21 protein-coding genes and 1 pseudogene are annotated in these 24,732 nt (G+C 73.0%); 10 read left to right on the top strand and 12 right to left on the bottom strand.

The genetic code is table 11. The features are described 5' to 3' along the window. Positions 1-123: 123 nt before the first annotated feature. On the top strand, positions 124-375 hold the full coding sequence (locus ACFV20_RS26730; RefSeq protein WP_385660487.1) for a twin-arginine translocase TatA/TatE family subunit: 252 nt from the start codon (positions 124-126) through the stop codon (positions 373-375). Positions 376-386: 11 nt separating this feature from the next. Here the strand turns inward: ACFV20_RS26730 and htpG are convergent, their stop codons facing one another. From htpG to ACFV20_RS26700, 6 genes and pseudogenes are all read right to left on the bottom strand, one after another. Next, positions 387-2,285, bottom strand: a complete 1,899-nt coding sequence (htpG, locus tag ACFV20_RS26725) for a molecular chaperone HtpG (protein ID WP_385660485.1) — start codon at positions 2,283-2,285, stop codon at positions 387-389. An 86-nt stretch (positions 2,286-2,371) separates the two neighbouring features. Next, complete coding sequence (locus ACFV20_RS26720) at positions 2,372-3,076, bottom strand: class F sortase (RefSeq protein ID WP_385660482.1); 705 nt, start codon at positions 3,074-3,076, stop codon at positions 2,372-2,374. A gap of 113 nt (positions 3,077-3,189) precedes the next feature. Continuing rightward, positions 3,190-3,876: a hypothetical protein gene (locus tag ACFV20_RS26715; protein ID WP_385660479.1), complete on the bottom strand. Its 687-nt coding sequence runs from the start codon at positions 3,874-3,876 to the stop codon at positions 3,190-3,192. A gap of 197 nt (positions 3,877-4,073) precedes the next feature. Then, complete coding sequence (locus ACFV20_RS26710; RefSeq protein WP_385660477.1) at positions 4,074-4,361, bottom strand: DUF3040 domain-containing protein; 288 nt, start codon at positions 4,359-4,361, stop codon at positions 4,074-4,076. A 433-nt stretch (positions 4,362-4,794) separates the two neighbouring features. Further along, entirely contained in the window at positions 4,795-6,054 is a 1,260-nt protein-coding gene (locus tag ACFV20_RS26705) for a cation:proton antiporter (protein WP_385660473.1), read from the bottom strand. Between the two features lie 322 nt (positions 6,055-6,376). Continuing rightward, a pseudogene (locus ACFV20_RS26700) lies at positions 6,377-6,913 on the bottom strand (arabinose isomerase); the annotation flags it as partial. A 365-nt stretch (positions 6,914-7,278) separates the two neighbouring features. Between ACFV20_RS26700 and ACFV20_RS26695 the strand changes: the two are divergent. Further along, positions 7,279-11,220: a glycosyl hydrolase gene (locus ACFV20_RS26695; RefSeq protein WP_385660470.1), complete on the top strand. Its 3,942-nt coding sequence runs from the start codon at positions 7,279-7,281 to the stop codon at positions 11,218-11,220. Here the strand turns inward: ACFV20_RS26695 and ACFV20_RS26690 are convergent. Next, on the bottom strand, positions 11,217-12,281 hold the full coding sequence (locus tag ACFV20_RS26690; RefSeq protein ID WP_385660468.1) for a LacI family DNA-binding transcriptional regulator: 1,065 nt from the start codon (positions 12,279-12,281) through the stop codon (positions 11,217-11,219). The two genes, ACFV20_RS26695 and ACFV20_RS26690, sit on opposite strands and share 4 nt — an antisense overlap. A gap of 138 nt (positions 12,282-12,419) precedes the next feature. Continuing rightward, the gene (locus tag ACFV20_RS26685) at positions 12,420-12,851 is read right to left on the bottom strand and encodes a helix-turn-helix domain-containing protein (RefSeq protein WP_234847638.1); all 432 of its coding nucleotides are present in this window, start codon (positions 12,849-12,851) and stop codon (positions 12,420-12,422) included. Between the two features lie 227 nt (positions 12,852-13,078). Between ACFV20_RS26685 and ACFV20_RS26680 the strand changes: the two genes are divergently transcribed. Genes ACFV20_RS26680 through ACFV20_RS26670 form a run of 3 tightly spaced genes read left to right on the top strand, consistent with a single transcriptional unit; the run spans position 13,079 to position 15,771 of the window. Beyond that, entirely contained in the window at positions 13,079-13,930 is an 852-nt protein-coding gene (locus ACFV20_RS26680) for a class I SAM-dependent methyltransferase (RefSeq protein ID WP_385660464.1), read from the top strand. A 51-nt stretch (positions 13,931-13,981) separates the two neighbouring features. Next, positions 13,982-14,692: a ThuA domain-containing protein gene (locus tag ACFV20_RS26675; protein WP_385660461.1), complete on the top strand. Its 711-nt coding sequence runs from the start codon at positions 13,982-13,984 to the stop codon at positions 14,690-14,692. Beyond that, positions 14,662-15,771, top strand: coding sequence for a Gfo/Idh/MocA family protein (locus ACFV20_RS26670; protein ID WP_385660459.1), 1,110 nt, complete (start codon positions 14,662-14,664; stop codon positions 15,769-15,771). Before ACFV20_RS26675 ends, ACFV20_RS26670 begins: the two co-directional genes overlap by 31 nt. A gap of 2 nt (positions 15,772-15,773) precedes the next feature. Here the strand turns inward: ACFV20_RS26670 and ACFV20_RS26665 are convergent, their stop codons facing one another. Next, positions 15,774-17,252, bottom strand: coding sequence for a glutamate--cysteine ligase (locus ACFV20_RS26665; RefSeq protein ID WP_385660456.1), 1,479 nt, complete (start codon positions 17,250-17,252; stop codon positions 15,774-15,776). A 105-nt stretch (positions 17,253-17,357) separates the two neighbouring features. On the opposite strand from ACFV20_RS26665, the gene ACFV20_RS26660 reads away from it, so the two are divergent. From ACFV20_RS26660 to ACFV20_RS26650, 3 genes are all read left to right on the top strand, one after another. Continuing rightward, positions 17,358-18,575, top strand: coding sequence for an MFS transporter (locus ACFV20_RS26660; RefSeq protein ID WP_385660453.1), 1,218 nt, complete (start codon positions 17,358-17,360; stop codon positions 18,573-18,575). Positions 18,576-18,695: 120 nt separating this feature from the next. After that, entirely contained in the window at positions 18,696-19,574 is an 879-nt protein-coding gene (locus tag ACFV20_RS26655) for an SDR family oxidoreductase (RefSeq protein ID WP_385660450.1), read from the top strand. 111 nt (positions 19,575-19,685) lie between these two features. Then, positions 19,686-20,414, top strand: coding sequence for a maleylpyruvate isomerase family mycothiol-dependent enzyme (locus ACFV20_RS26650; RefSeq protein WP_385660448.1), 729 nt, complete (start codon positions 19,686-19,688; stop codon positions 20,412-20,414). 33 nt (positions 20,415-20,447) lie between these two features. Here the strand turns inward: ACFV20_RS26650 and ACFV20_RS26645 are convergent, their stop codons facing one another. Beyond that, positions 20,448-20,843, bottom strand: a complete 396-nt coding sequence (locus ACFV20_RS26645; RefSeq protein WP_385660445.1) for a MarR family winged helix-turn-helix transcriptional regulator — start codon at positions 20,841-20,843, stop codon at positions 20,448-20,450. 86 nt (positions 20,844-20,929) lie between these two features. Between ACFV20_RS26645 and ACFV20_RS26640 the strand changes: the two genes are divergently transcribed. Beyond that, positions 20,930-22,417, top strand: coding sequence for an MFS transporter (locus tag ACFV20_RS26640; RefSeq protein ID WP_385660443.1), 1,488 nt, complete (start codon positions 20,930-20,932; stop codon positions 22,415-22,417). Positions 22,418-22,526: 109 nt separating this feature from the next. Continuing rightward, positions 22,527-22,811, top strand: coding sequence for a DUF6332 family protein (locus tag ACFV20_RS26635; protein ID WP_385660440.1), 285 nt, complete (start codon positions 22,527-22,529; stop codon positions 22,809-22,811). On the opposite strand, the gene ACFV20_RS26630 is transcribed toward ACFV20_RS26635, so the two are convergent. Next, entirely contained in the window at positions 22,772-23,437 is a 666-nt protein-coding gene (locus ACFV20_RS26630) for a response regulator (protein ID WP_385660437.1), read from the bottom strand. The two genes, ACFV20_RS26635 and ACFV20_RS26630, sit on opposite strands and share 40 nt — an antisense overlap. After that, entirely contained in the window at positions 23,434-24,687 is a 1,254-nt protein-coding gene (locus ACFV20_RS26625; RefSeq protein ID WP_385660434.1) for a sensor histidine kinase, read from the bottom strand. Before ACFV20_RS26625 ends, ACFV20_RS26630 begins: the two co-directional genes overlap by 4 nt. Between the last annotated feature and the right edge of the window lie 45 nt (positions 24,688-24,732).

Genomic DNA, 24,732 nt, shown 5'->3' with positions numbered 1-24,732 from the left:
CCGCGGGATGCTGCCCCACCTGCGCCGGCACCCGGGGTCGCATCCCGGAACGGCGATCACACCGTGCTCCCCGCCCGATACGCTCACGCCGTGCCCGGACCGGGCCGGAGAGGACAGGACACCATGTTCGGACTGAGCGAGCTCGCGCTCCTTCTCATCGTCGTCACAGCCGTCATCGGGATCAAGAAGCTCCCCGAGCTGACCCGCTCGGCCGGCAAGGCGGCTCGCATCCTCAAGGCGGAGGCACGCGCCGCCAGGGACGAGGAGGCCGGGACGGCCCCCGCGCCGCGGGTGGTCCAGGGCGAGACCGTCCCGCCGGGCACCGGCACGACCCCGCCCGGCGCCCGGCCCGCGGGCACCCCGGACCACCCCTGATCCGGCCCTGACTACAGCGTGCGCTCCAGGCGGTCCGCCACGAGCCTGACGAAGCGCGCCGGGTCCTTGGGCTGGCCGCCCTCGGCCAGCACCGCCAGCGTGTGCAGCAGCTCCGCGGACTCGGCGAGCTCCGTACGGTCCTCGCTCGTCTGATACGCCTGGTGCAGCCCCTTCACCAGCGGGTGGCCCGGGTTGAGCTCCAGGATCCGCTTGGTGCGCGGCACCTCCTGGCCCATCGCCCGGTACATGTTCTCCAGGGCCGGGGTCAGGTCGTGCGCGTCGGAGACGATGCAGGCCGGGGACACGGTGAGCCGCGTGGAGAGGCGCACCTCCTTGATGTCCTCCTCGAGCCGCTCCCGCATCCAGCCGAGCAGCCCGGCGTACTCCTCGGCCTGCTTCTCCCGCTCCTCGCCGGCCTTCTCCTCGCCCTCGGCGTCGAGGTCGATCTCGCCCTTGGTGACGGAGCGCAGCTTCTTGCCCTCGTACTCGCCGACGGCGTCGACCCAGACCTCGTCGACGGCGTCGGTGAGCAGCAGGACCTCGATGCCCTTGTCCCGGAACGCCTCCATGTGCGGGGAGTTCTCGATGCTCTGCCGGGACTCGCCGGTGATGAACCAGATGTCGTCCTGGCCGTCCTTCATCCGCTCCACGTACCGCGCCAGCGTGGTCGGCTCGTCGTCGGAGTGCGTGGTCGCGAACGAGGAGACGGCGAGGATGGCGTCGCGGTTCTCGGAGTCGGTGACCAGCCCCTCCTTCAGGGCGGTGCCGAACTCCCGCCAGAAGGTGGCGTAGCGGTCGGCGTCCTTGGTCATGAACTCCTTGACCGTGGAGAGCACCTTCTTGGTCAGCCGGCGCTGCATCATCCGGATGTGCCGGTCCTGCTGGAGGATCTCGCGGGAGACGTTGAGCGAGAGGTCCTGCGCGTCCACGACGCCCTTGACGAAGCGGAGGTACGGGGGCAGCAGCGCCTCGCAGTCGTCCATGATGAACACGCGCTTCACGTACAGCTGGACGCCGCGCTTGAAGTCCCGCGTGAACAGGTCGTGCGGGGCGTGCGAGGGGACGAAGAGCAGGGCCTGGTACTCGAAGGTGCCCTCGGCCTGGAGCCGGATCGTCTCCAGCGGCTCGCGCCAGTCGTGGCTGATGTGCTTGTACAGCTCGTGGTACTCGTCGTCGGACACCTCGTCGCGCGAGCGCGCCCACAGGGCCTTCATCGAGTTCAGCGTCTCGGGCTCGGGCGCGTCCTCGCCGTCCTTCGCCTCCGGGACCATCCGGATCGGCCAGGTGATGAAGTCCGAGTAGCGCTTGACGATCTCCCGGATCTTCCATTCCGAGGTGTAGTCGTGCAGCTGGTTCTCGGGGTCGGCGGGCTTGAGGTGCAGCGTGACGGACGTGCCCTGCGGCGCGTCGTCGACCCGCTCCAGGGTGTACGTGGCCTCGCCGCGCGACGTCCAGCGGGTCCCCTGGCCCTCCCCGGCCCGGCGGGTCACCAGCGTCACCTCGTCCGCCGCCATGAAGCCCGAGTAGAAACCGACACCGAACTGGCCGATGAGGCCCTCGGCCCCGGCTCCCTCCTTGGCCTCCTCCAGCTCCTTGAGGAAGGTGGCGGTCCCCGAGTTGGCGATGGTGCCGATGAGCTGTCCCACCTCGTCGTAGGACATGCCGATGCCGTTGTCCCGCACCGTGAGGGTGCGGGCCTGCTTGTCGACGTGGAGCTCGATGTGCAGGTCCGAGACATCGGCGTCGAGGGAGTCGTCCCGCAGCTTCTCCAGACGCAGCTTGTCGAGCGCGTCGGAGGCGTTGGAGACGAGCTCCCGCAGGAAGACATCCTTGTTCGAGTAGACCGAGTGGATCATCAGCTGGAGCAGCTGACGCGCCTCTACCTGGAACTCAAACGTTTCGGTCGTCATGGTTCGCGAATCCCTCACAGGTCCCACAGTCGCCTGAACTGGTGAGAGTCACTGTAAAACACCAAGTCAGGCCGGTGCCCCGGTTGTCAGACGAGGTGGGCGAAGACGACGAGGTTCTCGGTGTAGTCCCGGGCCTGGCGGTCGTAGGAACCCGAGCAGGTGATGAGCCGGACCTGGGCCCGTGGCGTGTCGCCGTACACGCGGTCGCTGGGGAAGGCGTCCTTGTCGAAGGACTGAGCGGCGTCCACGGCGAAGGTCGCCTTGCTGCCGTCGGCCCGCACGACCTGGAACCGGTCGCCCTTCTTCAGCTCGCCGAGCCCGGCGAACACGGCCGGGGACGTCAGGGTGTCCACGTGCCCGGCGATGATCGCGGTGCCGGCCTCTCCGGGTGTGTGGCCCTTGGCGTACCAGCCGACGAGGTTGGTGTCGTTCGGCGGCGGAGGCTCCAGCTGGCCCGACGGGTTGATGGCCAGGTCGGTGAAGGGCGCGTCCACCGAGATCTTGGGAATGAGCAGGCGGACCGGCCGGGAGCGCGGCAGGTGGGGCCCCTCGGACCGGTCCGGTGCCGCGGACGTGCGCGTGTCGGGCAGGTCCGGAACGGCCGAGGAGGCGGCCACGGCGGGCGGCGCGTGCGGTGGGCCGGCGTCGTCGGGCGACTCGCCACCGCCGCCGAACAGGTTCACGGTCAGTACGAGTGCGGCCACCGACCAGACCACCGTCACGACGGCGCGGAAGCGACGCCTGGACGGTGCGGGGCCGAGGTCGGACAGGGTGGAGGGAGGGGCTGCCATCGAGAACCACCTCATTCGGCACGGCAGCGGTTACGGCACACGGGAGGACGAGCCGGGCCGCCGCGACGTGCGGGGCACGTGCGGCGGCCACGGCGGCTATGAGGTCAAGCCGGTCAGGCGGCGCCCTGCGCGGCCTTGCGGCGGCGCAGCGCGTACATGCCGGTGCCGGCCACCGCCAGGGCGGCCAGACCGCCGGCGGTCACGCCCGGCGCGGAGGCCAGGCCGCCGCCACCGGTGTGCATGCCGCCGTGCGGCTTCTCGTGCTTGCCCTCCCAGGAGCCCTTGTCGTGCTTGTCGCCCCAGTCACCCTTGTCCTGCTTGCCGGAGCCGCCCTCTTCCTTGCCGCCCCAGTCGTCTCCGTCCTTGTAGGACTCCGGGTCGTACTTGGAGCCCTCCCAGTCGTCCGAGTTCACGGAGGCCAGGGCCCCGCCACCGGTGTGCATGCCACCGTGCGGCTTGTGGTGCTTGCCCTCCCAGCCCTTCTCCTCTCCGTCCTCCTTGCCGTGCTCCTTGCCGTTCTCCTTGCCGTGCTCCTCGTGCTTGCCCTCTTCGCCCTTGGCGCCCTTCTCCTCCTCCTCGGAGGAGCCCCAGTCGTCCGAGGTCACCGCGGCCAGCGCTCCGCCACCCGTGTGCATCCCGCCGTGGGGCTTGTGGTGGTCGCTGTCCTTGTGGTGCTCCTTGCTGTAGGAAGTCGAGTCGTGGTCGCCGTCGCCCATGGCGTCGGCGTAGGCGGCGGGTGCGGCGATCGCGAGGGCGGCCGTGGCGGTGGCCGTCGCGAGCATCATGCGGGCAGAGCGCATCGGTGAGTCCTTCCGTCGCGAACCGGGCAGCTGACGCCTCGCCAGCTCACGAGACCCGGTCTCGACGTGAACCACCGTCAGTCGCGTCGGGCCGTCCCACCATCCGGGGCGTGCACACGGGTTACCACGACACCCTGACGGCCCACACGACGGCCGCCCGGCCCCCGTGGGGAGCCGGACCCGGAGGGCCGCCCGCGTCAGCGGCGCCCGAACCCCCGGTGCGTCGTACGGGCCGGGTCCGGATCCGCCAGCTGGGCCGCCATGCCGACGAGCACCAGCCCGCCCGCGATGAGCAGCCCCTCGGCCAGGACGATGCCGGAGACCAGTACGGCGACTCCGAGCGCCAGCCCCCACCAGGCTCCGGTCCGCCGGTACTCACGGGGCCGGGCGGGGCGGCCGGAGCTCATGGCCCGCGCGAACCGGGGGTCGTCCCGTTCGAGTCGTGCTTCGAGATCCACCAGACGGTGGTCTTCGGACCGGGGCACGGCTTCTCCTTCCCGGACCCGAGCGCTTCGGAACAGGCGCTGGCCGAGGTCATGACAAGGCCCGGGGTGTCGGGTCCTGTGACGGTGCGCGGGGAGGCGGGCCGCGGGTGCGGCTGTGCCGGGTGACACGACCGCCTCACCAGGGCTTCAGCCTCTCCCCCCGACGGCGGCTCGCACCATCGGGCCCCACCCCCATCCTTCCCGGTGGCGGCACCGCGTGAACGCCGGTCCGTGGGCGGGGTGTTCACCCGGAAATGGGTCCCGTCACGGATGGCGGCCGTGCCGCGCACACGCTGGCGGTGACGGTCCGGAGGAGGCGGTACGCGGTGCTCCTGTTCAAGCGGATGTTCGAGCGAATCCCCCGGCGGATGTTCCCGACGACGGTCGGATCACCGGCCTGCTGGTCGTCGGCGCCAGGACGGTGGAGCGCCCGCTAGCGCTCGGCCTCGGCAGGCTGGGGAGCGGACCGGCCGCCGTCGTGCGCGGGCTCGCCGTCGTACGGCGGTGAGGGGCGGTGGGGCAGGAGTCCCTGCCCCGCTCGGAGCGTGCGGGCGAGCAGGTGGGCGCGTCCGGCGGCGATGGGTCCGAGGACCGCGAGGACGAGGACGTACCCGGCGATGAACGGGGCGAGCCGGGCGTCGAGACCGGCGCCGGCGGCCATGGCGGCCAGGATCAGCGCGAACTCGCCGCGGGCCACGAGCGTGGTGGCGATCTCGGCGGCGGGCTCGATGCCGTAGCGGTAGACGCGGGCGACGAGGAGGCCCGCGGCGACGTTCATGACGAGGGTCAGCACGGCCGCCACGGCGACCGGTCCGGCCACGGAGACGATGTCGCCGGGGTCGATGGAGAGTCCGAAGGCGAAGAAGAAGAGGGCCGCGAAGGCGTCGCGCAGCGGATGCACCAGGTCCCGGATACGTGGACCTGAGGGCGTGCCGGCCAGGATCAGGCCGACCATGAACGCGCCGATGGCGTCGGCGACTCCGAGGACCTCGGCGACGCCCGCCACCAGGACGGCCGCGCCGAGGAAGCTGATGACGAGCAGTTCGTCGTCGCGGGTCGCGATGAGCCGCCCGACCAGTGTCGTGCCGTAACGGGCTGCCGCGGCGAGCAGCAGCAGGAAGCCGAAGGCCCTGACGCCCTGAAGGACCATGTCCCCGACTCCGTGGGCGCCGCTGATCACGGGCTGGAGGGCGGCGAGGTAGAGGGCGAGGAAGATGTCCTCCACCACGATGACGCCGAGAATGAGGCGGGTCTCCGGGCGGCCGATGCGGCCGAGGTCGATGAGGATCTTGGTGACGATGGCGGACGAGGAGATGCCGAGGACACCGGCGAGGACCAGCGCCTCACGGACGCCCCAGCCCAGCGCGAAACCGAATCCGAGGCCCGCGCCGACGTTGAGCAGCAGATAGATCCCACCCGCCGTCAGCAGGCGCCGGCCGCCCTCTTCCAGGTCGTCGAGGTGGAACTCCAGGCCCAGGTAGAACAGCAGCAGCACCAGACCGAGCGCGGAGAGCATCTCGAAGTCGTGGGCGTCCTGGACGATCACCAGGCCCGGGGTGTGCGGGCCGAGCAGGATGCCGGCGAGCATGAACAGCGGGATCGTGGGGAGCCCGATTCTGCCGCCGAGACCGGCGAGGAGGGCGGCGGCCAGGAAGGCTCCGCCCAAGGCGAGGAGGCTGTCAGCGTGTCCCACGGATCACCGCCTTCGTGGACGCGCGGGCGGATCGTTTCACCGGACGGGGAGGGATAGGGGCTCCTCCTTCAGGGGCATGGGCGAACGGGGGTGTACGCCTCTCGGCGCATCCGCGACACCGCGCCCGGGACGGGGGCGCGGCGGCTCAGGCGGTGCTGCCAGCCTCACACGGGCACCGGGGTCCCCACCATCGGTGCCGCCACCCATCCGCGGGCGGGGACGACACCCATCCGTGCCCTCGGCGTCTCACCGTGCCTGCCGGCCCTGCCCGAGGCGACCCTCGCCCGGGCCCACGGGCGTCCCGCGCTGCTGCACGGATGTGTCAGACGTGCCGGTGGTCGATGCCCAGCAGGCTCGCGGCGGCCCGGAAGTCGGCCGCGTGACGGCCCACCGTGAGGGACCAGTGGTGGCCGACGCCCGTGGCGCTCCAGGCGTCGACCCATTCGCCGGGGTCCCGGCCGAAGTCGACGCGGCTGGTGGTGTTGCCGATCTCCAGCAGCGGCCCGGGTACGACGGTTCCCTCGGAGGTGACGAAGGACAGACCGCCATCGGCGTCCTGGCCGAGGCCCAGCAGGGTGACGGGCCCGTGCCGGACGTCCAGTTCGACGCTCACTCCCCAGCCGCGTTTGCCGTGGTAGACGCCGAGCCCGCGCAGCAGCGGGTCGCGGGCGCCGACCCCGAGGTGGGCCGGTCCGTCGTGGCCCATCTCGACCACGCCGTCCTCGAAGTTCACAGCCGAGGGCGCCGACCGCGAAGCAGAAGATGTCCCAGTTGTAGACGCGGCGGCGGCCGAAGAGGTCGGCGAGCCGTCCGCCGATGAGTGATCCGACGGCGATGCAGCCGGTGACGATCGCGCTGATCGCCCCGGCCATCCACACGCCCATGCCGTAACTGTCCCGGTAGACGGCCAGGTTGACGGAGATGCTCACGATCAGCCCGGCGTCGAGGTAGGAGGCCATGCCCGACAGCGCGGCGGCCTTCCAGAGCGGTCCGGGGATGGGGCGGGTACCGGCCATGATGCGACTCCGTCGTCTGGTGACATCGCGGTTCCGGGGGCCTGGTCGCAGCGAATATAGGGGGAGAAAAACGTTCCAACAAGGTGTCGCGCACGCATCGCCGCCGCGGGGCCGGGCCGCGTGACTCCGCACGGGGGTGTGGCGCGTCCGTGCCAGCTCACCTACGGTGAAAGCGGCCTGAAAACGTTTCAGGGGAAGGACCGCGTCCGTGATCTCCCCCGAGCTCCGGCGACTGTTCGACGACCCGCCCCGCGCCTTCGGCCCCACACCCCTGTGGTGGTGGTCGGGTGCGAAGGTCACCCGTGCGCGACTCGCCTGGCAGCTGCGGGCGTTCGCGGCCGGCGGCGTCCACAATCTCGTCGTCATCAACCTGGCCCCGGCCGGCCCGACGTTCGGAGCCCGGGCCGACGATCCCGCGTGGTTCGGCGAGGAGTGGTGGGCCCGCTTCACCGACGCCTGCGAGCTCTCGGCGGAACTGGGCACGCGGCTGTGGTTCTACGACCAGATCGGCTTCTCCGGGGCCAATGTGCAGGGCGGTGTGACGCGCCGTCACCCGGAGGCCGCCGGACTGGCGCTGCGCTGCCGCGAGGTGCGTGTCGCCGGGGGCGCGGTCGGCCTGACGGGCCCCGGTACTGCGCTGGCCGCGTACGCGCCGCAGGGGCGGCGGCTCGACCTCTCGGGGGACGGCCGGATCGCCGCCGCCGACGGGACCGCGGTCCGGCTCGTCACCGCCGTACCGACGGCGTTCGACTACCTGGACCCGCACGCCGTGGGTCTGCTGATGGACGCCGTCCACCACGAGTACGACCGCCGCGTGCCGGAGTACCTGGGCACCGTCGTCGCGGGCAGCTTCCAGGACGAACTCCCCGGCACCAACGCCTGGAGCCACCGTTTCGCCGACGAGTTCCGCACGCGGCGCGGCTACGACCTGCTCGACCACCTGCCCGCCCTCTTCGGCACGGCGGCGGGCGTCGCGGAGGGGAAGATCCGCGCCGACTACTACGCGGTCCGGGCGGAACTGACCGAACAGGCCCTGTTCCGGCCGCTCGCCGCCTGGCACCGCGAGCGCGGCCTGCTGCTGGGCAGCGACCAGAGCCACCCGGCCCGCGCGGGCTACCCGGCCCAGTCCACGCAGATCTACACCGACTACTTCCGCACCCACCGCTGGTACAGCGCCGCGGGCAGCGACCACCACGGCGACGCCAAGGTGCATTCCTCGATGGCCCACCTCCACGGCCACGAACGCGTGTGGATCGAGGCGTTCCACTCCTCCGGCTGGGGTGGCACGCTGGAGGACACCTACGACTGGCTGCTGCCGTTCCTGCGCAGCGGCGCCAACCTGTACAACCCGCACGCCAGTTACTTCGGCACGGCGGGAGGCTGGTTCGAGTGGGCGCCGCCGTCCACCGACTGGCGCCAGCCCTACTGGAGGCAGTACCCGGCGTTCTCGCGGGCCGTGGCCCGGATCTGCTCGCTCATGTCGTGGGGCGGCTACGCGGCCGATGTGGCGGTGCTGCACCCGACCGCCACCATGCAGGCCCTGGTGCCGCTGGACGCACCGGTCCGGCACTTCGGCGACGGCCGGCTGGGCGGGGGCCACGCCCTCGCCGACGAGACCCAGCGGCACTACCTGGACCTGTGCGGCACCAACAACTGGCTCGGCCCGCGTGCCGGTGCCCTGGACCGGCACGGGGTGTCCTTCGACGTCGTCGACGACGACTCGGTCCAGCGCGCCGGGGCCTGCGACGGTGCCCTGCGGATCAGGGATCTGGCGTACCGGGTGGTGCTGCTGCCCTCGGCGAGCGTGCTGGAGGAGGGCACGGCACGGCGACTGTTCGACCTGCTGGACGCGGGCGGGCGGGTGGTGGTCGTGGGCCGTCCGCCCGCGACGGCCGCCGGCCGGTCCGGTGACGACGCGGTCGTGGCGGCGCTGCTCGCCCATCCCCGGCTGGAGCGGGTGCGCGACCCGCAGGCCGCGGCCGCGGCGGTGGCCGACGCAGCCGGGCACGCGACGGGCGACGTTCCGCTGCTCGTCCGGCGGAAGGGGAACCAGGCGGTGGCACTGGTCACGGCGGCCTTCCCGGAGCTCGGCGCGCATCCGCTGCGGACCGGCCCCACACCCGAGCCCGTGCACACCACGTCCGTCACCGTCCGGGCCGCCGTCGCCCGGGCCGAGGTCTGGAACCCGGCGACCGGCTCCCGCCGCCCGGCCCGCGTCACGGTCCTGGCGGACGGCGCCTCGTCGTCCGTCGAGGTGCCGCTGGAGGGCGCCCCGGCGGTCCTCCTCGTCTGGCGCGAGGGCCGTGCGGAACCGGCGCCGGCCCCGCAGGCCACGGCGGTCCGGGTGCTGGACCTCTCGTCCGGCTGGCAGGGCCGGCTGGTGCCGACGATGGACAACACCTGGGGCGACCTCGCACTGCCCCCGGGGGCGTCGGTGCGGGAGCCGCAGATCTGGACCATGGAGTGGACCGAGGGGACGGTGTGGGAGCGCGCCCGGGTCACCTACGGCAACCGGGTCCGTGTCCTGCCCCCGGTGCCGCTCGGCCGGGCACCCGCGCCACTGGACGCGGGGGACGTGGAGCGGGTCCTCGCGGGCGAACTGCCGCTGGTGCCGCCGGAGTCGGCCTGGGACACAGGGGTGTACTCGTCGAGCAGGGGTGTCCCGGACCAGGGCGGACTGCTGGGCACCAAGGGGCTGGTGAACGAGGAGTTCGTGCGGGTGCCGGTGCCGACCGCCGGCACGGCCGCACGGGTCCGGGCGATCGTGGAGAGCGGCCGTCGGGGCCCCGCCGAACTGCACGTCGGCGCCGAGGCCGCCAAGCGGGTGTGGTGGAACGGCGAGCCGCTGGGCCCGTTCGACGGTGGCTACCTGGCCTCCGCCCCCGTCGTCGTGAGCCGGGACCGCAATGTGCTCGAGTACGAACTGTCCGGCGCCCAGGACCGGCCCTCGACGATCTCGGCCGTCGCCGGCACACCGCTCGGCAGCTTCTTCTGCCTGTCCGAGCCGGGCGGCCTCGGGCCGCGGCCGCGGTTCATGCGTCCGCCGGACGGGGTGCGGCCCGACGGCCGGGTGATCTACCGCGGACGGCTCCCGGTCCCGGCCGGGGGTGCGCGTGCGGTGCTCGTCGTCGGGGCCGCGTGCGCGGTGACGGTGCTGCTCGACGGGGACGTGCTGGCGCGGCAGGAGAAGGTGGAGTACTACGAGGCGGACTGGGGTGCCGTGCCGATGTTCTTCCGGCACGAGCGGGAACTCGGTGCGGGCGAGCACACCGTGGAGGTCGTGGCCGACAGCGCCGATGTCCGGGACGCGGTGTTCGTCGACCTGGTGGCGCGGACCGCGTCCGGGGTGACGGCCCTGGCCGGCGGCGCCGGCTGGGAAGCCCGGACGGGCTCGTGGCGGGGCCGGACCGTCGAGGACACCCGAAGGCGCGGCGAGCTGCAGCACTGTCACGCGGCCGTGCGGCCGCACCCGCTCCCGGACACGGCGTGGCTCAACGGCACGCCGGTGCCGGGCGGGACCGTGTGGCCGTCGCGGTCCACCGACGACATCCGGGCGGTACCGCAGCGTTTCCGGTTCACCGTTCCGCCGGGGACGGTGTCGCTGGAGCTGCCGACGGTTCTCGGCGCCACCGTGCGCGTCGGGGACGGCGGCCGACTGCCGTGCAGGGGCGGTCGGCTGACGCGCCGTGAGCCCGTCCCGGACGCCACCGAGGTCGAGGTGGTCACCGAGCCCACGGCCGTCCTGCGGGGCGGCTCGGCGTGGCGGGGGCCGGTTCGGGTGCGGACCGTGCCGGCGCCGCTGGCGCTGGGCGACTGGCGCGAACGGGGGCTGGGCGGTTGGAGCGGGGGCGTGACGTACAGCCGGACGGTGGAGGTGCCGGCCGGGCCCGATCCGGTGCTGGATCTGGGGCGGGTGCGGGGCAGTGTGGAGGTCGCGGTCGACGGGGAGCCGGCCGGTGAGGCGTTCTGCCGGCCGTACCGTTTCCCGCTGCGCGGTGCCGCGGGGCGTACCGTCCGGCTGGAGGTGACGGTCCGGGGCACGCTGGCCCCGTATCTCGCGGAGGCCACGCCCACCGACTGGGCCTTCGCGTCCCAGCTGTCGTCGGGGCTGTGGGGGCCGGTGACGCTGCGGATCCCGGCGGGGGGTTAGCCGCCGGCGGGCGACCGGGTGGAGTCGCGCAGGACCAGGCCGGGGGCGAAGACGCGGGTCTCGTGCAGATGGTCCGCGCGGGCGTCGATCTCGTCCAGCAGCATCTCCACGGCCGCCCGCCCGAGTTCCTCGACCGGTTGGCGGACCGTCGAGAGGGTCGTCGCCCCGAAGGTCGCGACGTCGAGGTCGCCGTAGCCGACGACCTGCACGTCCTCGGGGACGCGCACGCCCCGTTCGGCCAGGCCCCGGCACAGGCCCGCGGCGAGGAAGTCGTTGGTGCAGAACACCCCGTCGGGCAGCTCCGTCAGCCCGCGGGCGATCTCCGTGCCGTACGCGACGGTCATCCGCTCGGCGACGACCTGGCCGAGCCGGGCCTCACGGCGGCTGCGCACGGCCTGCCGGGCACCCTGGTAGCGGTCCGCGCACTGGCGGATGCCACGCTCGCCGTTGACGACGAGGAGGTCACGGGCCCCGCTGTCCAGGAGGTGCTGTACGGCGATGCGGCCGCCGGCGATGTCGTCGACGGAGGCCGAGCAGCCCTCCCGGTCGGGCATCGCGCGGTCGGCCAGGACGAGCGGGATGCCCCGCTCGCGCAGCCGGGCCAGCCGGCCCGGATCGGCGCTGAGCGGCACGACCACGACTCCTACGGCACGCTGCTCGACGAGCATGCTGAAGTAGCCCTGCTCCCGGGCGGGGTCGTCGCCGCTGTGGCACAGGACGAGGGAGTAGCCGTGGTCGTAGGCGGCGTCCGCGGCGCCGCGCGCGATGCGTGCGTAGAAGGAGTTGGTGACGTCGGGCAGGACGAGCCCGATCGCAAAGGAGTGGCCGGTGCGCAGGCCCGCGGCCCCGGGGTGGGGGACGTAGTCGAGCGCGGCGACGGCGATCCGGACGCGTTCGGCGGTCTGTGCGGTGACCCGCTCGGGCCGGTTGAGCACGTTGGACACCGTCGACACCGAGACCCCGGCGGCCGCGGCGACGTCCTGGATCCGGGCGGGGCGTGCGGGAACGGCGTCCACCCCCCTCGCTGTTGCGGCCGCGCGACCAGGCACGACGATGGCCATGTCGGGCGCCGCACAGTATAACGCGGCGGAGTTGGAACGTTTTTCGCGCGGCGCGGGTGCGGTTGCGGCGGCCCGGCGGGGCGGCTGCCGGGCCACCGTTCGGTCAGGCGGCGAGGCCCGACAGCGGCCGCAGGGCCGTCACCGGCGCTCGGGCGGACGTCTTCCCGGCGCCGTGACACCGCCGGAGGCCGCCGCGTCGAGCAGGCGGCGGAAAGTGTCGCACTCCAGGTGGCTGGGCGCGGGGCACGCGGCGGCATGCCGCAGGGAGTCACGCAGAACGCCCAGTTCGCGGATGGTGCGGTCCAGTTCCTCCGCTCTGGCCGACAGCATCCGCCGGTCGATGCGCGGCTGCCCGTCCGGCGCGAACATCCGCGCGATCTCGTCGAGCGAGAATCCCGCCGTCCGTCCCAGCGCGATCAGTGCCAGCCGCTCCAGCACCCCCGGGTCGTACTGGCGGCGCAGTCCGCGCCGGCCGGTCGGGGCGATCAGCCCCTTCTCCTCGTAGAAGCGCAGCGTCGAGGCGGGCACCCCGGCGCGGTGCGCCACCTCCGCTATGTCCAGGTCTGTCATTGTCTTGACCTCAAGTCGACTTGAAGTAGAACGCTGTCATCACGTCCCGGCGAAGACAAGCAGGACGAAGACGAGCCGGATGAAGACGAGCCGGACGAAGACGGGCCGGACGAAGACGAGCCGGACGGAAACAAGCCGGACGGCAACAAGCCGGACGGCAACGAGCGGGACGACGACCGGCCGGGCGAAGACCGGCAGGCCGCGGACGAGCCGAGGGAGATACGACGATGAACGCCGCGCACAGGTCCTACGACGAGCAGGCCGCCCGCTGGAACGGGCCCGCCGGCCACGCCTGGGTGGATCTCCAGGAGGTGCTGAACGGGATGTTCAGCGGCATCGAGGAGCTGCTCGTCGACGCCGTGGCCACCGAACACCCGGCGAGCGCGCTCGACGTCGGCTGCGGTACCGGCGCCCTCACCCGGGCCGTCGCCCGCCGGGCCGGCCGCTGCGTCGGCGTCGACCTCTCCGGCCCGATGATCGAGGCGGCCCGGGCGCGGGCCGAACAGGAGGGTGTACCGGCCTCCTTCATCGAGGCCGACGCGCAGGAGTACGCCTTCGAACCCGCCGCCTTCGACGCGGTCGTCTCACGGTTCGGCGTCATGTTCTTCAGCGACCCCGTGCGGGCCTTCGCCAATCTCCGGAGCACGATGAAGGACGGGGCCGGGCTGCGGTGCGTCGTGTGGCGGGGCGCCGAGGAGAACCCGTTCATGACGACGGCGGAGCGCGCCGCGGCCCCGTTCCTGCCGGAGCTGCCCGTGCGACGGCCGGACGAGCCGGGCCAGTTCGCGTTCGCGGACCCGGGGCGCGTCCACCACGTCCTGACGGAGAGCGGCTGGGCCGGGATCGACATCCGGCCGGTCGACGTGCCCTGCGCCCTGCCCGAGAAGGACCTCGTCACCTACTTCAGCCGGCTCGGACCGCTCGGCACCGTGCTGCCCGACGCCGACGAGCGGACCCGGGCGGAGATCGTGAAGGTGGTCCGTCCCGCCTTCGATCCCTTCGTGCAGGGCACGGAGGTCCGTTACACCGCCGCGTGCTGGATGGTGTCGGCGCGGGCCGCGGGCGCGAAACTTTCGTGAGGTCCGGCCCTCTTTTCCGATCGCGGGCGACCGGCGCATAGTGAGATCACGATGACGCAGAAAAGAGCGCTGGTGGTCCGGGGCGGCTGGGAAGGTCATCAGCCGGTCGAGGCCACAGAACTGTTCCTGCCCTTCCTCCGCGGCAACGGATACGCCGTCCGGGTCGAGGAGTCGACCGCGGTCTACGCGGACGGCGCCGAGATGGCCGCCACCGACCTCGTCGTGCAGTGCGTGACGATGTCCGAGATCACGCGCGAGCAGCTGGCGGGCCTGACCACCGCGGTCGAGGCGGGCACGGGCTTCACCGGATGGCACGGCGGCATCGCCGACTCGTTCCGCGCCTCCTCGGACTATCTGCACCTGGTGGGCGGGCAGTTCGCCACACACCCCGGCAAGGAGCCGTGCGAACGCCGGGGCGAGGCGGCGGACCACTTCCTGCCGCACACGATCAGCGTGACGAAGGCCGGCCGGACGCACCCGATCACCGCGGGCATCGAGGACTTCACCCTGGAGACCGAGCAGTACTGGGTGCTCCACGACGACCTCATCGACGTCCTGGCCACCACCACGCACCCCACCCGTCCGTGGCAGCCCTGGCACCGGCCGGTCACGTCCCCGGCGGTCTGGACCCGCCGGTGGGGCGCCGGGCGGATCGTGGTGACGACGCCGGGGCACAGCGTCGACGTGCTGGAACACCCCGGCGTCCGCACCATCGTCGAGAGGGGCATGCTGTGGGCGACGCGCACCGCGTCGGGGTCGTAGGGCTGGGCGTCATATCCCGGGCCTACCTGGAGACGCTGTCGGGCCATCCCGCGGTGCGGGTCACCGCGGTCGCCGACCTCGACGCCTCCCGGTCGGCCGCGGCCGCCGCCGGTCTGCCCGGCGCCCGTGCGCTGACGGTCGGGGAGCTGCTGAGCAGTCCGGACGTGGACACGGTGCTGAACCTGACGACGCCGGCCGCCCACGCGGAGATCGCCCTCGGGGCGATCCGGCACGGCAAGAACGTCTACGGGGAGAAGCCGCTGGCCGCGGACCTGGCGGCCGCCCGTGCCGTACTGGAGGCCGCCGGCGAGGCGGGCGCCGGTGTGGGCTGCGCCCCGGACACCGTCCTGGGCACGGGAGTGCAGACCGCGCGGGCGGCCGTGGCGGCGGGAACCATCGGACGGCCCCAGTTCGCCACGGCCGTGATGGTGACGCCGGGGCATGAACGCTGGCACCCCCACCCCGACTTCTACTACACGCCCGGCGGTGGCCCGTTGCTGGACATGGGGCCGTACTACCTGTCGGCGCTGGTGCATCTGCTGGGGCCGGTGCGCGCCGTGACCGGGGCGGCCGGGCGGCTGCGCACCGAGCGCGTCATCGGGTCCGGTCCGCGCGCGGGTGAGCGCATTCCGGTCGAGGTGGACAGCCACGTGTCCGGGGTGCTGGAGCATGTGAACGGGACGCTGACGACGCTCACCACCAGCTTCGACGGCGTGGCCACCACGGCCGCGCCGATCGAGGTGCACGGCGAGAGCGGCACCCTCTCGGTGCCCGACCCGAACCGCTTCGACGGCGAGGTCCGCCTCCACGCGCTCGGCGACACCGGCTGGCGCACCCTGCCGACGTCGGCGGGTTACGTGGACGGCGCCCGCGGCGTCGGACTGCTGGACTTCCTCACCGCGGGCGGTGGGCGTGCGCCGCGCGCCAACGGTGAACTCGCCCTGCACGTGCTGGAGACGATGACCGCGCTGCTGCGTTCGGCGGCCGAGGGTCGGCGGATCGAGCTGACGACGTCGGCGGAGGTGCCCGCGCCCGTACCCCTGACGGCGGCGTCGCGGTGGCACGGCCGGACCGGCTGACGTCAGTCCACGGGCCAGGTGTGCGCGGGCGCGTTCATGTGCATGTAGTCCATGTACGTCCTGGTCATCTGCCGCAGCGCCTCACGCCGGTCGGAGATGCCGGCCTTCTCCAGGTGGTGCACCGTCTCCGCCTGCCACAGGGCGCCGTTGCGGCCGGTGACGCAGCGCTGCTCGATGATGCCGAGCAGGGGTTCGCGCCACTCGGCGTCCATGCCGGTGAGCTCCAGGCCCCGGTGGGCCAGGGGCAGCAGTCGCCGCAACACCAGTTCCGTGACCGGCACTTCGCCCACTCCGGGCCAGTACAGCCGGGCGTCGATGCCGTCCCGGGCCGCGGTGTGCAGGTTCTCCTCGGCGACCGAGAAGGACATCCGCGTCCACACCGGCCGGTCCTCGTCGACCAGGGCGCGGGTCAGGCCGTAGTAGAAGGCGCCGTTGGCGATGATGTCCGCGACGGTGGGGCCGGCGGGCAGCACCCGGTTCTCGATGCGCAGGTGCGGGCCGCTCTCGGTGACCGCGTAGATGGGGCGGTTCCAGCGGTAGATCGTGCCGTTGTGCAGGGTCAGTTCGCCCAACTGGGGGACGTTGCCGCTGTCCAGCTCCTGCTGCGGGTCCTCGTCCTCGCACAGCGGCAGCAGGGCCGGGAAGTAGCGCACGTTCTCCTCGAAGAGGTCGAAGACGCTGGTGATCCAGCGCTCCCCGAACCACACCCGGGGCCGTACGCCCTGGGCCTTGATCTCCTCGGGCCGGGTGTCGGTGGCCTGCTCGAACAGGGGGATGCGGGTCTCGCGCCACAGCTCCTTGCCGAACAGGAAGGGCGAGTTCGCCGCGAGGGCGATCTGCACGCCCGCGATGGCCTGGGCCGCGTTCCAGTAGTGCGGGAACTCCTTGGGGGCGACCTGGAGGTGGAACTGGGTGCTGGTGCAGGCCGCCTCCGGGGTGATGGTGTCGGCGTACGTCGACAGGCGCTCCACTCCGTCGACCTTGATCCGCAGGTCCTCGCCGCGCGCCGCGAAGATCTGCTCGTTGAGGAGGCGGTACCTGGGGTCGCCGGAGAGCGCGGACCCGCTGACGTCCGGCTCGTCGAGGGTCGGCAGGATGCCGACCATGATCAGGTGCGCCCCCACCGCGGCGGCGCGGTCCTCGGCGTGGTTGAGGGCGTCGCGGATCTCCTGCTCCCAGGAGCCGGGGCCGCCTGCCGTGAGTTGCCGGGGCGGGATGTTGATCTCCAGGTTGAAGCGGCCCAGCTCGCTCGACCAGGCGGGGTCGGCGATCGCCTGGAGCACGTCGGTGTTGCGCATCGCGGGCAGCCCGGCGTCGTCGACGAGGTTGAGCTCGATCTCCAGCCCGACCTGCGGGCGCTCGCTCTCGAACCCCGACTCGCGGAGCATCCGGGCGAGCACTTCGAGGTCGGTGTGCATCTTCTCCCGGTACCGACGGCGGTCCTCCCGGGTGAACACCAGGGCCGGCACGTCACGTCCCATGTGCCCTCCTGCGCTCCTTCGGCGGCGACGCCCGCTCCTCTGCGGACGGGTCTCGTCCCAGAGTCGCACCTTGTCCTCCACCCCGCACCCACCTAGCCTGACTTTGTGCCGCAAATAAACAAAGCCCGATCGCACAAGGACGTGCCGGGCCACAGCAGCTCCTGGACCCCGCTCCGGATCGCCCTCACCGTCTTCTTCGCCCTCGACGGCTTCGTCTTCGCCGGCTGGGTCGTGCGCATCCCCGCCATCAAGGCGCAGACCGGCGCCTCCGCCAGCGCCCTGGGCCTCGCCCTCCTGGGCGTCTCCGCCGGGGCCGTCGTCACCATGACCCTCACGGGCCGGCTGTGCCGCCGCTACGGCAACCACCGGGTGACCGTCGTCTGCGCGGTCCTGCTCTCGCTCAGCGTCGCCCTGCCGCCGCTGACCCACTCGGCGCTCGCACTGGGCCTGGTCCTGCTGCTCTTCGGGGCCGCCTACGGCGGGATCAACGTGGCCTTCAACAGCGCGGCCGTGGAACTCGTGGCCGCGCTGCGACGGCCGGTCATGCCGAGCTTCCACGCGGCGTTCAGCCTGGGCGGCATGACCGGAGCCGGGCTGGGCGGACTGGTCGCGGGGGTGCTCTCCCCCACCCGGCACCTGCTGCTGCTCACGGTCGTCGGCCTGCTCGTCACCGCCGCCGCGGGCCCCGCCCTCCTGCGGCACGAGCCGCCGCTCCCCCCGCGACGGGCCCTGCCCGCCGAGGACACCGGGCGCCGCCCGGACCGCCGCACCCGGACCCTGGTGATCGTCTTCGGCGTCATCGCGGGCTGCACCGCCTACGGCGAGGGGGCGCTGGCCGACTGGGGCGCCCTGCACCTCGAACAGGACCTGCACGCCTCGGCGGGTGCCGCGGCCGTGGGCTACTCCTGCTTCGCGCTGGCCATGACGGTGGGGCGGCTGACCGGCACGACGCTCCTGGAACGTCTGGGGCGGACCCGGACCGTGGTCGCCGGCGGCACGACCGCGGCGGCCGGGATGCTGCTCGGTTCTCTTGCCCCCTCCCTCTGGGCGGCCTTCGCCGGCTACGCGATCACGGGCCTCGGCCTCGCGAACCTCTTCCCCGTGGCCGTGGAACGCGCGGGCGCTCTCGCCGGCCCGGGCGGCGTCGCCACGGCCTCCACCCTGGGCTACGGGGGCATGCTCCTCGGCCCGCCCGCGATCGGCTTCATGGCGGACTGGTTCACGCTCCCGGCCGCCCTGACCAGTGTGGCGGTGCTGGCCGCCGTGGCCGCGGTCGTCGGTGCGCTGGTGGGCGCGGCCGTCCGGCGGGCGGCCCGGGCTTGAGAGGAGGCCCGGGCTTGAGAGAAGGAGAGGCCGCTACGAGGTAGGCCGGTGATCCTGGGTACCCGTGGCGGCGCCCGTAGTGATCAACGGGCCGTACGCCATGCACAAGGAGGCAGACCCGTGACCGAACAGCAGCACCCCGGCAAGCAGCACCCGACCCCGGAGTTTCCCTCCCAGGATCAGCCGCACCCCGGCTGGACGGGGCCGATGGACCCGCCCCCGGACCATGGTGAGGAGTCCTACCGGGGCAGCGGCAGGCTGGAGGGCCGCAAGGCCGTGATCACCGGTGGGGACTCCGGTATCGGCCGCGCGGTCGCCCTGGCGTTCGCCCGCGAGGGAGCGGACGTGCTGTTCACCCATCTGGATGACGAGAAGGACGACGCCGCCGAGACGGTCCGGCTCGTCGAGGCGGCGGGCCGCCGTGCCGTGCCCGTCGCGTGCGACGTGCGGGAGGAGGAGAACTGCCGGGCCCTGATCGAGCGCGCCGTGGACGAGTTCGGCCGGATCGACGTGCTGGTGAACAACGCGGCGTACCAGATGTCCCAGCCGGACGGCATCGAGGCGATCAGCACCGAGCAGTTCGACCGGGTGCTGCGCACCAACCTGTACGGCATGTTCTGGCTGTGCAAGATGGCCCTGCCGCACATCCCGGAGGGCGGCAGCATCATCAACTCCACGTCGGTGCAGGCGTACAAGCCGAGCCCGCATCTGCTGGACTACGCGACCACGAAGGGCGCGATCGTCACCTTCACGCAGGGGCTCGCGCAGATGCTGATCGAGAAGGGCATCCGGGTCAACGCGGTCGCGCCGGGGCCGGTGTGGACGCCGCTGATCCCGGCGACCCTGCCGGACACGCAGACCTTCGGCAAGCAGGCCCCCATCGGGCGGCCCGCACAGCCCGCCGAGATGGCTCCGGCGTACGTCTTCCTCGCCTCGCAGGAGGCGTCGTACATCACGGCCGAGATCCTCAACGCGACGGGCGGGACACCGCTGCCGTAGTAGCCGGCTGCCGGGCGGGAGCGGTGCGCCGCGGCGGATCGGGCCGGTGAGCCGGCCGGCCTCCGGAAATCCCCGGGCCTGGAGAGCGCTTCATGCGGCAGACTCGGCGCCATGGAGACCGCCGAGTTCCTTCAAGCACTGGAGACGGAAGGCCGGCTGCTGGCCGCGGCCGCCGAGGAGGCCGGGACCGACGCGAAGGTGCCGACGTGCCCCGAGTGGCAGGTGCGCGACCTGCTGCGGCACACCGGCGCGGTGCACCGCTGGGCCGCCGCCTACGTCGCGGAGCAGTTCACCGAGCGGCGGCCGCTGACCGAACCCACGGGTCTCGACGGTGCGGAGCTGGTGGCCTGGTACCGCGAGAGCCACCGGGAGCTCGTCGGCACGCTGGCCGGCGCCTCGCCCGGCGTGGAGTGCTTCACCTTCCTGCCCGCGCCGTCCCCGCTGGCCTTCTGGGCGCGGCGGCAGGCGCACGAGACGGCGGTGCACCGGGTGGACGCGCAGTCCGCGCGCGGCGGCGTCCCGACGGGCGTCACCCCGGAGTTCGCGACCGACGGCATCGACGAGCTGCTGCGGGGCTTCCACGCCCGCTCCAGGAGCCGGGTCCGCACCCCGGAGCCGCGCGTGCTGCGGATCCGCGCGCAGGACACCGGCGCGGTGTGGTCGGTACGGCTGTCGCCGGAGCCGCCCGTGACGACGCGGGACGCGTCCGGGGAGGCCGCGTGCGAACTGTCCGCGCCGGCCGAGCAGTTGTATCTGGCGCTGTGGAACCGGGCTCCGCTGCCGGCCGCCACGGGCGACCGGTCGCTCGCCGCGCTGTGGCGGGAGGCGTCCGCGATCTGAGCGGTCACCGGCGGGAGCGGTCACCGACGGCGGTCAGCCGTCGGTGAGCATCCTGGCCAGTAAGGCGCGCTGCACGGGGAGCACCTCGCCGTGCAGCGCGCGTCCCTTCGCCGTGAGGCAGACCTGCACGCCGCGCCGGTCCTCGGAGCAGATGCCGCGCTCGACGAGTCCCTCTTTCTCCAGCCGGGCGATCAGCCGCGACAGTGCGCTCTGACTCAGATGCACCCGCTCGGAGATCTCCTGCACACGGTAGGACGGTGTGCCCTTCGGGGTCCGGCACCCGGCGAGGACGTCGAGCACCTCGAAGTCGCTGGCGCACAGGCCGTGGCCGTGCAGCGCACGGTCGAGTTCGCACTGGGTGCGCGCGTGCAGCGCAAGGATGTCCCGCCACCGTGTCACGAGCGCCTGCTCGGCCTGCTGAGCCGCCATGACGCGCACCGTAACAGAGAACCGAGATTGTTGCACCTGAATTAAATGCGCTTGCATCTCATGCATACGCATGTAGTGTCTCCGGCATGACCTCTCCGCTCATCTCCCCCACGTCCGAGGTGCGTTGGACGCCACGGCTGTGGGGCACCCTGCTCGTGCTCTGCGCCGCGATGTTCCTGGACGCCCTGGACGTGTCCATGGTCGGCGTCGCCCTGCCGTCCATCGGCGCCGACCTCGGCCTGTCGACCTCGGCGCTGCAATGGATCGTCAGCGGCTACATCCTCGGCTACGGCGGTCTGCTGCTGCTCGGGGGGCGCGCCGCCGACCTGCTCGGCAGGCGTCAGGTGTTCCTGGTGGCCCTGGCCGTCTTCGCGCTCGCCTCGCTGCTCGGCGGTCTCGTCGACTCGGGGCCCCTGCTCATCGCCAGTCGCTTCATCAAGGGCCTGAGCGCGGCCTTCACGGCACCCGCCGGCCTGTCGATCATCACCACGACGTTTCCCGAGGGCCCGCTGCGCAACCGCGCGCTGTCCATCTACACCACCTGCGCGGCCACCGGCTTCTCCATGGGCCTGGTGCTCTCGGGCCTGCTCACCGAGGCCAGTTGGCGCCTGACCATGCTGCTGCCCGCACCCATCGCCCTGGTCGCGCTCGTCGCCGGCCTGAAGCTGCTGCCCCGCAGCGAACGGGAGAAGGACCACAACGGCTACGACGTCCCCGGAGCCGTCCTCGGCACCGCCTCGATGCTGCTGCTGGTCTTCACCGTCGTCCAGGCCCCTCAGGTCGGCTGGGCGTCGGCCCGCACCCTGCTGTCCTTCCTCGCGGTGGCCGCGCTGCTGACGGTGTTCGTCCTGGTGGAGCGGCGGTCGGCGGGACCGTTGATCCGGCTCGGCGTGCTGCGCTCCGGCAGCCAGATCCGCGCCCAGCTCGGCGCGATGGCCTTCTTCGGCTCGTACGTCGGCTTCCAGTTCCTGGCGACGCTCTACATGCAGTCGCTGCTGGGCTGGTCGGCGCTGCACACGGCGCTCGCCTTCCTGCCCGCCGGCGCGCTGGTGGCGGTGTCGTCGACGAAGGTGGGCGCGATCGTCGACCGGTTCGGCACCCAGCGGCTGATCGCGAGCGGCTTCGCGCTCATGGTCCTCGGATACGCGCTGTTCCTGCGCGTCGACCTGGACCCGGTCTACGCAGCGGTGATCCTGCCGAGCATGCTGCTGATCGGCGCCGCCTGCGCCCTGGTCTTCCCGTCGCTCAACATCCAGGCCACCAACGGCGTCGACGACCACGAGCAGGGCATGGTCTCCGGGCTGCTCAACACCTCCGTGCAGGTCGGCGGCGCGATCTTCCTTGCCGTCGTCACGGCGGTGGTGACCGCCGGCGCCCCCTCCGACCCCACCCCGCAGGCCGTCCTGGACAGCTACCGGCCCGGGTTCATGGTCGCCACGGGCATCGCCGTCGCCGGCCTGCTGATCACCCTCACCGGCCTGCGGCCCCGCCGCGCCCGGAAGTCCGCCGGACCGTCCGTCGTCGTCGCCAGGTCCATCCCCGAGGAGGCGGAGCGCGTCGCCGTGCGCGACTAGCGCGACCGGGGGTACCGCCTCCGACCGTGCGCCCGGGGGGGTACCGCCACCGCCGGGCCCCCGGGGGGGCTGCCTGGCCGGCGGGGCCCACCCCTGTTTGACTCGCCGTATGACCAGTCACGGGGGACGACGCAGTCAGGCCGAACGGGACGCCGTCACCGTCGAGATCGGGTACGCGCTGTGCAGCGCGGCCTTCGCGGCGGCGGTGGTGTTCGGGGCCGTGGCCGGGCCCGCGTTGCTCTTCGACCTGCCCCGGACCCCGGAGCTCCTGCTGATGCGCGCCGGCCTGGTCCTCGCGCCGGTGCTCTTCGCCGCCCGGGTGGTCAGTGTGCTGGTCCGGTTCCGCAGGGCGGGTCAGCCCAGCCAGCCCGGCCGCACCAGCCCCGACTCGTAGGCGAGCACGACCAGTTGGGCACGGTCGCGGGCGCCGAGCTTCACCATCGTGCGGCTGACGTGTGTCTTGGCGGTGAGCGGGCTGACGACCAGGCGCCGGGCGATCTCCTCGTTGGACAGGCCCATCCCCACCAACGCCATCACCTCCCGCTCCCGTTCGGTGAGCCGGCCCAGCGCGCCCGCCGCCGCGGGTTCCTTGGAGCGGGAGGCGAACTCGGAGATCAGCCGCCGCGTCACGCCCGGCGACAGCAGCGCGTCACCCGCGACCACCGCCCGCACGGCGCGCAGGAGTTCCTCCGGCTCGGTGTCCTTGACCAGGAAGCCGGAGGCGCCGGAGCGGAGCGCCTCGAAGACGTACTCGTCGAGCTCGAACGTGGTGAGCATGACGACCCTGACGCCCCGCAGGCCGGGGTCGTCGGTGATCTGCCGGGTCGCGGCGAGGCCGTCGAGGACGGGCATGCGGATGTCCATCAGGACGACGTCGGGCCGCAGTTCGCGGATCCGGCGCACGGCCTCGGCGCCGTCGGCGGCCTCCGCGGCCACCTCGATGTCGGGCTGCGCGTCGAGCAGCGCCCGGAACCCCGCCCTCACCAGTGACTGGTCGTCGGCGAGCAGTACACGGATCACCGGTCCTCCTGTGTCGGTCGGGCGGACGCGTCGGCGGACGGCGCCAGCGGCAGCACGGCGAGCACCCGGAACCCGCCGTCGGGGCGGGTGCCCGCCTCGACGGTGCCCCCCAGGGCGGCGGCCCGCTCCCGCATCCCGGCGAGCCCGTTGCCGCTGCCGCCCGTGTCGGCGCCGGTCGCCGGTCCGTCGTCCTCGACCCGCAGCCGGAGCAGGTCCTCCTCGTGCGTGAGGTGCACGCGCGCGTGCCGCGAGCCCGAGTGCCGCACCACGTTGGTGAGGGCCTCCTGAACGATCCGGAAGGCGGCCAGGTCCGCGCCGGGGGCGAGGCGTGGCGGCTGCCCCTCGACGTCCACGGTGAGGCCCGCGCTCGCGGCCTGCTCGACGAGTTCGGGCAGCCGGTCGAGCCCGGGCGCGGGAGCGCGCGGCGCGGCGCCGGGGGCGCGCAGGGTGTCGAGCACCTGACGCACCTCGCCGAGCACCTCCTTGCTCTGGTCCTTGATCGTGGTGAGGGCGCTGCGGGCCTGCTCGGGGTCGGTGTCGAGCAGGGCGAGACCCACTCCCGCCTGCACGTTGATGACGGAGATGCTGTGCGCGATGACGTCGTGCAGCTCCCGCGCGATACGCAGCCGCTCCTCGTCGGCCCGCCGCCGTGCGGCCGCGGCGCGCTCGGCGCGTTCCCGGGCCCACTGTTCGCGCCGGACGCGGACCAGCTCCGACACCGCCGCCACGGCCACCACCCAGGTGGCGACCACGATCTCCTCGCCCCAGGAGACGGCGGAGTCCCCGCGGGGCGGCAGCCGGCGGAAGAGCCAGTGCGCCACCAGGACGTGCCCCGCCCAGAGCATGCCCATCGCGGCCCAGGCCGCCCGGCGGTGCCCGGCGACGATGGCACTGAAGCAGGCCAGGGCGACGGTGAACAGCACCGGCCCGTAGGGATACCCGGCCCCCAGGTAGACCATGACGGCGGCCGCCGTGCCGAACACCACGGCCACCGGATGCCGCTTGCGCCACAGCAGCGCCCCGCAGGCCACCACCAGCAGCACCCGGGCGAAGAGATCCAGCTCCGCCCGCTCGCCCCGCTGCCCGTGGGCGGCGACGTGCGACCCCACCAGGACGAACACGGTCACGAGGGCCGTCGACCGCCAGGGCCACCGCGACTCATGCCCCTCCCACCCCTCCCACCGGTCCCACCGCCCGGGCCCGTGCCGCCACCACTGCGGCGGACCTCCCCGCGCACGCTGCTCGTCCATACGGCCACGCTAGACGCCGCGCTCCCGCGACCGCGTCACCCCGGC

The sequence above is a fragment of the Streptomyces sp. NPDC059696 genome (genome assembly GCF_042733745.1).
Taxonomy (GTDB): Bacteria; Actinomycetota; Actinomycetes; order Streptomycetales; family Streptomycetaceae; genus Streptomyces.
The sequence above is the reverse complement of the archived record's forward strand: the minus strand, read 5'-3'. Positions and strand labels throughout refer to the sequence as shown.

Excerpts from the sequence above, each read along its gene's own strand:
- ACFV20_RS26730 (WP_385660487.1), top strand. The coding sequence starts at position 124 with ATGTTCGGACTGAGCGAGCTCGCGCTCCTTCTCATCGTCGTCACAGCC.
- htpG (WP_385660485.1), bottom strand. The coding sequence starts at position 2,285 with ATGACGACCGAAACGTTTGAGTTCCAGGTAGAGGCGCGTCAGCTGCTC.
- ACFV20_RS26720 (WP_385660482.1), bottom strand. The coding sequence starts at position 3,076 with ATGGCAGCCCCTCCCTCCACCCTGTCCGACCTCGGCCCCGCACCGTCC.
- ACFV20_RS26715 (WP_385660479.1), bottom strand. The coding sequence starts at position 3,876 with ATGCGCTCTGCCCGCATGATGCTCGCGACGGCCACCGCCACGGCCGCC.
- ACFV20_RS26690 (WP_385660468.1), bottom strand. The coding sequence starts at position 12,281 with ATGGCCATCGTCGTGCCTGGTCGCGCGGCCGCAACAGCGAGGGGGGTG.
- ACFV20_RS26685 (WP_234847638.1), bottom strand. The coding sequence starts at position 12,851 with ATGACAGACCTGGACATAGCGGAGGTGGCGCACCGCGCCGGGGTGCCC.
- ACFV20_RS26680 (WP_385660464.1), top strand. The coding sequence starts at position 13,079 with ATGAACGCCGCGCACAGGTCCTACGACGAGCAGGCCGCCCGCTGGAAC.
- ACFV20_RS26675 (WP_385660461.1), top strand. The coding sequence starts at position 13,982 with ATGACGCAGAAAAGAGCGCTGGTGGTCCGGGGCGGCTGGGAAGGTCAT.
- ACFV20_RS26665 (WP_385660456.1), bottom strand. The coding sequence starts at position 17,252 with ATGGGACGTGACGTGCCGGCCCTGGTGTTCACCCGGGAGGACCGCCGT.
- ACFV20_RS26650 (WP_385660448.1), top strand. The coding sequence starts at position 19,686 with ATGGAGACCGCCGAGTTCCTTCAAGCACTGGAGACGGAAGGCCGGCTG.
- ACFV20_RS26645 (WP_385660445.1), bottom strand. The coding sequence starts at position 20,843 with ATGGCGGCTCAGCAGGCCGAGCAGGCGCTCGTGACACGGTGGCGGGAC.
- ACFV20_RS26640 (WP_385660443.1), top strand. The coding sequence starts at position 20,930 with ATGACCTCTCCGCTCATCTCCCCCACGTCCGAGGTGCGTTGGACGCCA.
- ACFV20_RS26635 (WP_385660440.1), top strand. The coding sequence starts at position 22,527 with ATGACCAGTCACGGGGGACGACGCAGTCAGGCCGAACGGGACGCCGTC.
- ACFV20_RS26625 (WP_385660434.1), bottom strand. The coding sequence starts at position 24,687 with ATGGACGAGCAGCGTGCGCGGGGAGGTCCGCCGCAGTGGTGGCGGCAC.